Origin of the sequence: Clostridium uliginosum, from assembly GCF_900112485.1 — a bacterium.
In the GTDB taxonomy this organism is placed as follows: domain Bacteria; phylum Bacillota; class Clostridia; order Clostridiales; family Clostridiaceae; genus Clostridium; species Clostridium uliginosum.
The window spans coordinates 1-1,496 of the sequence record NZ_FOMG01000072.1; the positions used below are offsets into that span (position 1 = coordinate 1).

A 1,496-nucleotide genomic window follows, 5' to 3' on the forward strand; every position below is an offset into this window, starting at 1 on the left:
TTTGTGTTATTAACACATTTATCATTAAAATATTACTGGAAATTTTGTTTTCTGGTAATATTTTTTTATTTTTAGTAAATACTAAAAATATGTTTTATATCCATTTATAGTATTAGTAATAAATCAAATATTATACATAGATTTTACAAGAAAGTACAAGCTACTAAGTTAGTTCATCATTTAATTGTTCATCGAATATTATTGATAATTCTGCTAAAGTTCTGCCCCAATTTGGTGTCGGTTGAGTCCATTTTTCTATAATTTCCATAGTCGCTAGATATACGCATTTGCTTAAAGATTGATCTGTTGGGAATATAGTTCTTGCCTTAGTATATTTACGGATTTGCCTATTAAATCCTTCTAGTGTATTAGTGGTATAAATCATTTTTCGTATTTCAGGTGAGAAACTAAAAAATGTTGATAACTGCTTCCAATTGTTATACCACGAATCTATTACAATAGAATATTTATCACCCCATTTATCTTTTAAATTGTCGAGCTGCGCTAGCGCAAGTTCTTCTGTAAATGCCTTATACACACATTTCAAATCTTTTATAAACTCTTTTTTATCCTTTGATGCTATATATTTTATAGAATTTCTTATTTGATGTACGATACATGTTTGAATATTAACAGATGGAAATACTGTTTTAATAGCTTCAGGTAGCCCCTTTAAGCCATCCATACATGCAATAAGAATTTCTTTTACACCTCTATTTTTGAGATCAGTGCATATTTTTAGCCAAAACTTAGCTCCTTCGGCTTCGTCAACCCAACTGCCAAGTATTTCTTTATATCCTTGCATATTATATCCTAAGCATATGTAAACAGCCTTATTTACAATCTTTCCATTACTTCTCACTTTGAAATACATTGCATCTAAATAAACTATTGGATATATTTTATCTAAGGCTCTATTTTGCCATTCAATAGCACTATCCATAACTTTATCAGTGATTCTAGATACCATTGATGGAGAAATTGTTATTCCATATAAATCTTCTATTTCAGCCTGAATATCACTAGTTGTCATTCCTTTTGCATAAAGTGATATTATTTTTTTGTCCAATTCAGTACATACTGTTTCATATTTCTTTATTATCTGTGGTTCAAATTCTGCATTCCTATCTCTTGGTACGTCTAAATCGACGTCACCGAAGGAGCTTCTGAGGTTTTTAGCGCTATATCCATTGCGGTAATTTTTCTTAGCTGATTCTTTGTTTTCTGATCTTTCATATTTATTTCGACCAAGGTGCTCTTCCATTTCACCTTCTAGAATATTTTCTAGAACATCTTTAACTAATCTTTGAATTAATCCATCCTTACCCATTACATCATCTATAGTCTTACATTTTTTCACTTCGGATTTGTAATCAAAATCATCATCAATTGCTTTTGTCATAATTATCACTCCTTAAATATTTTAAAGTATATTATTCCAAAACTACCAACTGATTATGTAAAAAAACAGCAGATAATTTTGTTTTTACACAAAA

General features: G+C 29.3%; 1 protein-coding gene. It reads right to left on the reverse strand.

Features of this window, described 5'->3' with window-relative positions; all coding sequences use genetic code 11:
* Nucleotides 1-163: 163 nt before the first annotated feature.
* Nucleotides 164-1,402 (reverse strand): IS256 family transposase, encoded by a 1,239-nt coding sequence (locus tag BM027_RS17850; RefSeq protein WP_090094517.1) that lies wholly within the window; start codon nucleotides 1,400-1,402, stop codon nucleotides 164-166.
* Nucleotides 1,403-1,496: the final 94 nt, after the last annotated feature.

Coding starts and splice junctions, on each gene's coding strand:
- BM027_RS17850 (WP_090094517.1), bottom strand. CDS start 1,402: ATGACAAAAGCAATTGATGATGATTTTGATTACAAATCCGAAGTGAAA.